Genomic DNA, 5,335 nt, shown 5'->3' with positions numbered 1-5,335 from the left:
AAGGGTGTTAACCTTGCTCCGAAAGGAGAAGGTGGCAGCGTAGCTGACGAATGAGATGTAGTTCTCGAGCGCAGCGAGGTTTCTAGGTTTTCAGATAACACAAATATATAAATGTGTTGGATAATCTTCTAATGGAATCTCCCCACGCAAAAGGGGCTGTGGCGAAATGATTGCACATTTTGTCACAGCCCCATCTTATATAAGTTAAGTCCTATTTCACTTCTTCTTATTTCACTTCATTTTATGGATAAAATTTTCCCGGCGCGCCTTCCTTGTCTCCGATGGTCTTTTCCATCCAGATGAGATCGACCCAGCGGCCCGACTTGAAACCGCACTTCCTGAAATGTGCCGTCTCATGAAATCCGAGGTGCTCATGGAAATCGCGGCTTCCATTGTCCAGAAAATCATCGGGCTCACCCGACGGGCACGCAATGGCGGAATACAGGTTGATGACTCCCATCTTCCTAAGTTCCTCTTCGAGCGCTTCATAAAGCATGCGCCCTGTGCCTCTTCCCTTTTCGTTCCTGTCCATGTAAATCGAAAGCTCCACATTCCAGTCGCTGGCGCTTCTTCCTATGAAAGTCCCGGCGTAGGCATAGCCGATGATTTTGCCTTCATCGCAGGCGGCAAGGTAAGGATACTTTTCCTTCGTGTGCTGTATGCGGCGTCTGAATTCTTCCGCATCGGGCGGTACGTACTCGAAGGTGATTCCCGTCTCTTCCACATACGGACGATAGATGGCAGAGAGCGCCTCTGCGTCTTCTTCCGTCACTTCTCTGATCGTTATATTCATATATCCTCCCAAAAGTAAAAGCCGCCATGGCAAGACTGCCGCCAGCGGCTCTTTTCTATTTTATATGCAGGTTCATTTCATCAAGCGTCTCCGAGAAGCTGCCTGCGAAATGATCGAGGAACCAGTCGACTTCCTTCAGATGGAGTGCTTTCAGCTTCTCTCCCGTCGATTCGAAAGCTTCGTGGAACTCGCTGTTCCCGCTCTGGATTTCCTCAGCGCACTTGAGGTAGGCGCTCATCGTATCCGCCGCCTTGGCAAGCGGCCAGGACGGATCCTTTTCCATATCTGCCACATACGGGCGGTAGGATTCGCGCAGCTCAGGCGGAAGCGTCTTTAAAAGCTTTTCCCTTGCCTCATCTTCGATTTCCTGGTACCTCTCCCGAAGGTCTTCGGTGAAGTACTTGACCGGCGTCGGCATGTCTCCCGTGAAAACTTCGCTTGCATCATGGTAGAGCGCAAGAGCCGCGCACCGCTCCGGATCAGCTTCCTCGTGGAAAATGTCCCTTCTGATGACAGCCAGCGCATGAGCGATCATGACCGTCTGCAGCGTATGCTCGGCATCGTTTTCAGGGATGGAATTCCGCATCAGCCCCCAGCGCGCGATGTACTTCAGGCGCGCCATGAAGGCGAAGAAAGGATAATTCATTCCATATCCCCCCACTTGTCCTCGTAGAACCAGAAATGATGGACAGGGCCGTTTCCATGACCGACAGAATCGGCAGCGCCTCTCTTGATGGCTCCGGAAATGTATTTCTTCGCGCCGGTGACAGCGTCTGCTATCGAAAGGCCCCTTGCCAGCATGACGGCCAGAGCCGAGGACAGCGTGCAGCCTGTGCCGTGCGTATTGTCCGTCTCAATTCGTTCGCCTTTATAGACATGGAAATCGCTGCCGTCATAGAGGATATCCATCGCATCTTCCACGCGGTGGCCGCCCTTCACGAGGACTGCCTGGCAGCCCAGAAGGGAGAGCTTCTTTGCCGCAGCGCGCATATCGTCAGCCGAATGGATCTCCATCCCAGAGAGCACTTCCGCTTCCGGAATATTCGGAGTGATCAATGTGGCAAGTGGAATAAGCTTTGTCTTATACGCTTCGATGGCATCCTTTTCAAGAAGCACGGCGCCGGTCGTAGCGACCATGACCGGATCGACGACTAAGGGTGATGCCAGATGCTTTTCGAGGTAAGATGCGACCGTCTTTGTGATGCCGGAGGTGGAAAGCATCCCCGTCTTCACGCCGTCGGGCGGAATGTCCGAATAAATGGCGTCCAGCTGCGCCTCCACCATTTCCTCAGGCGTATTCACCACCATGGTGACGCCCTGTGTATTCTGCGCCGTCAGCGCACAGATTGCGCTCATACCGTACGTACCGAGCGCCGCAAACGTCTTCAGGTCTGCCTGGATGCCTGCGCCGCCGGAAGAATCCGAGCCTGCAATCGTCAAAAGTTTCTTCATCGTATCAGTCCTCTTTCTTCAGCTGCTTCAGCCCCGGGGTGATGTAGCCGATGAATTTTCCCTGTTTCCATTTCACGTCATAATCGATGATGGCAATCCCTGCCAGGTCGAACTTGATAGCCGCACTGCAGGAGGAAAGAAGGTATGCCTGCAGGAACGGATGATGACTGACGAGCGCAATCGGAGAGCCGTCCTGGATGATGTGGTTGGCGACCATCTGCCAGCTGCTCTGCAGGAGCTCGTCTGCCGTATGGATTTCCTCGGCAAAGCACTCCTCGGCCAGGATCCCCGCCGTCTGGCGCGTCCTGTAATAAGGGCTCGTGTAAATGCGGATCGGATTTTCCTTCAAAAAATGGGCCAGCATCCGCGCGGACTTTCTCACCTGACGCATGCCTTTTGGCGTCAGGGAACGGTTCTGATTAGACGCTTCTTCCGTCTGGGGAACTGCTTCACCGTGACGCATCAGGATAATATACATTGCTATCCGCCTCTCTCTATGAAATCGTCAAAATTGACGGGAAATTATATATTTTCAGCCGGATCGACTTCTTCCTTCGTTCCGCCTACCGAATAAGTATCCTTCTCCTTCGGGCCGCTCGCATACTTCACCGAGAGCCTCTTGCCGACCGTCAGGAAGGTCTGGTCGACCGGAGAACCATTGACAAGCGCCTGGGAAATGACGACACGGCCGTCTTTGATCTTGATCTGCGCGTAAATTTCATTCTTCATGCGTGTCTCGACCTTCTTGCCCTTCTCGTCCTTCACCTGCACGCGCTCGGAAAGCTCGACGACAGAGAGCTTCTTCAGCTGTTCAGGAGACATGTAGAGACGGCTGGCCGGGAATGCGAAGCGGACGACATCGCCGCTGTCATTGATCGATTCGACGCGGGTGATGATATAGTTGCCGCCGGGTTCCTTGTCCGTGGCACCGGAAATCGTCATGAGGCCGTCATTATCGACGACAGGCTTCAAGTAAATTTCCTCGCCCCTGTGGGCAGGAGCCGATCCTTCCCATGGCGCTTCCGTGATAGGAATCGTGATACCCAGATAATTCTTGTTATAGAAATCCCCCTTGAACTGGATCTGCGCGGGGACCTTGTATTCTGCGCCCGTTGTCATGACACTTCTGTAATCGCCCCTCATGAAAATGAGCGTGACCACTTCGATGACGACGACAATCGCCAGAAGGATGAGTGAAAGTCTCTTATTTATCATGGCTCTCATCCTCCTTTCCTTCCTGTTCTGCAAGCGGAGCGGAAGGCCTTGCCTTTACCTTCTTCTTTCTCTTCTTCTTGCCCGGAAGATAGAGAATGTAGCAGATGAAAGCGGAAAGAAGACCAGCCGCGATGAAGAACGCACCGCGCTCGCCATACGACAGAGCCGAGTCAATGACACGGATCGCACCGCCGCCGCAGAGGAGGAGGAAACCCGACCACTGCTGCGCAGGCCTGTCCATCTGATAGCCCCTTAAAATAACGCCGATGGCAAGGACGCCCGTATAGACCGAAACGATCATAGGAGGGAAAGCCCCTGCCGGATCAAAGATCGCCGCAATCGCCGCGAGACCCATGATAAATGGCGTCATCCCTGCCAGGATAGAAAGCCATTCAGCCTTCGTTCCCATGCGGAAAAGAAGAATCGCATCAATGACAAGGAAGAAAATGAAAACAGCCCAAAGGAAGAAGCTGCCTGAAATATTCTGCCATACAGCGCCGTACGCGCCTTCCAGAAGTACCGCGAAGACTGCAACGCCGCCGAAGAAACGCATTGCCTGTGCGCCGATGCCGTATGCCCTGAACTCGCCGCCTGCCATCCAGGTAAGCGCTGCTGCCAGCGAAAAGAAAAGCGTCTGCCAGAGCATATTTCCTGCCGACCAGAAAATGAGGAGAAGAATCCCCACAGCCCAGCCCCAGGAGAAAAGAACGAGTGCCTTGTCGCGCCTCTCATACAGCATACGCGCCATGAGAAGCAGCGCGATCATCATGAAAATCCAGGAAACGATCTCCGGCCATCCGCGCTCCGGCGCCGTGTAGAAAATCCCGACCGAGCACGCCATGTAAAGAATACCAAGCCCCCCCGAAGACGTCACGATGCACATCAGAAGAAGCAGCAACGCACAGAGCGCAAGCCCCGAATACATATCCGAAGAAAGCTGGAATGAATCCGAAACCATCCAGAAAGCGCCAAGAAGGCAGAACCCATGAAGCGTAGCCGCCGCCTCCCGGATAAAAGCAGGCACGCGATGATGCCACGTCTTTGCCGGCACCGTCCGCGTTCCTGAGGCGATCTTTGCCATCAGGCCCGCTTTCTTTCCGATCTTGTCCACACTCTCGAAAGCATCCGAATCCGACACACCGCCGAACCCGAGGATTTCATCCGAAAGAGAAGTCCCGCGGTAATCCGGCTCCATCACATCAGGATCCGAAATCTTCTTATCCACAAGAACCACAGCCAGCATCAGAAGAAAAGAAACAAGAAGCGGTCCCATTGCAAGAAGGAAACGCTGATCCTGCGTCAGCCCGTTCCAAAGCCCGGCCCCCAGAAAGAAAAGCCCGCCAAGGATACAGACAGCCGCCAGGAAGAAAAACGCCTCCCGGTAAGGATAAGGCCCCGCGTGCTTGTACCGCGCCGAAAGCTCCTTCCCCTCTTCATCCGTGATGACCCCGTCATCCACCCACTGATTGATTTCCTGTTTCAACCACTGGCGATTCGTCATATATATCACTCCTGTCTATCAATGCAAGCAGGAAAACCCGCAAAGCGGGCGGCAAGAGCCAGAATCCTACGATACCAGAGACTCCGTTTTCCCTGAAGACACACTTCCGGAGTCTACCTTTATTCTATACAAGATAAGAAAAAAAATCTATTTACTTTTTTAGGTAAACCTTTTCCAGAGAGGAATAAAGACGGAAAAATGACGAGGGTAACGTTCCGACTAAAAAGTGTTCATTGCTCCCTTTTACGAGCGAAGCGAGGTTTACTTGTTTTCCTCAAGGCGTCAGCCTTGGTTTAAGGGTGTTAACCTTGCTCCGGGAGGAGAAGGTGGTGCTGATTTATTAATACAGACAAATAAATATCATAAAAAATCTA

Annotated in this window: 6 protein-coding genes; all 6 read right to left on the bottom strand. The window is 53.0% G+C overall.

The features are described from left to right. Positions 1–241 precede the first annotated feature (241 nt). Genes M3200_RS01140 through M3200_RS01115 form a run of 6 tightly spaced genes read right to left on the bottom strand, consistent with a single transcriptional unit; the run spans position 242 to position 4,961 of the window. On the bottom strand, positions 242–793 hold the full coding sequence (locus tag M3200_RS01140; protein WP_022381703.1) for a GNAT family N-acetyltransferase: 552 nt from the start codon (positions 791–793) through the stop codon (positions 242–244). A gap of 55 nt (positions 794–848) precedes the next feature. Next, complete coding sequence (gene yfbR / locus M3200_RS01135) at positions 849–1,439, bottom strand: 5'-deoxynucleotidase (protein WP_022381702.1); 591 nt, start codon at positions 1,437–1,439, stop codon at positions 849–851. Continuing rightward, positions 1,436–2,245, bottom strand: a complete 810-nt coding sequence (gene thiD, locus M3200_RS01130; RefSeq protein WP_022381701.1) for a bifunctional hydroxymethylpyrimidine kinase/phosphomethylpyrimidine kinase — start codon at positions 2,243–2,245, stop codon at positions 1,436–1,438. Before thiD ends, yfbR begins: the two co-directional genes overlap by 4 nt. A gap of 4 nt (positions 2,246–2,249) precedes the next feature. After that, complete coding sequence (locus tag M3200_RS01125; RefSeq protein ID WP_022381700.1) at positions 2,250–2,723, bottom strand: SixA phosphatase family protein; 474 nt, start codon at positions 2,721–2,723, stop codon at positions 2,250–2,252. 44 nt (positions 2,724–2,767) lie between these two features. After that, the gene (locus M3200_RS01120) at positions 2,768–3,460 is read right to left on the bottom strand and encodes a hypothetical protein (RefSeq protein ID WP_022381699.1); all 693 of its coding nucleotides are present in this window, start codon (positions 3,458–3,460) and stop codon (positions 2,768–2,770) included. Next, entirely contained in the window at positions 3,450–4,961 is a 1,512-nt protein-coding gene (locus tag M3200_RS01115) for a DUF2157 domain-containing protein (protein WP_022381698.1), read from the bottom strand. Before M3200_RS01115 ends, M3200_RS01120 begins: the two co-directional genes overlap by 11 nt. Between the last annotated feature and the right edge of the window lie 374 nt (positions 4,962–5,335).

This window comes from Dialister sp. CAG:357, from assembly GCF_000435155.1.
GTDB lineage: Bacteria > Bacillota > Negativicutes > Veillonellales > Dialisteraceae > Dialister > Dialister hominis.
The sequence above is the reverse complement of the archived record's forward strand: the minus strand, read 5'-3'. Positions and strand labels throughout refer to the sequence as shown.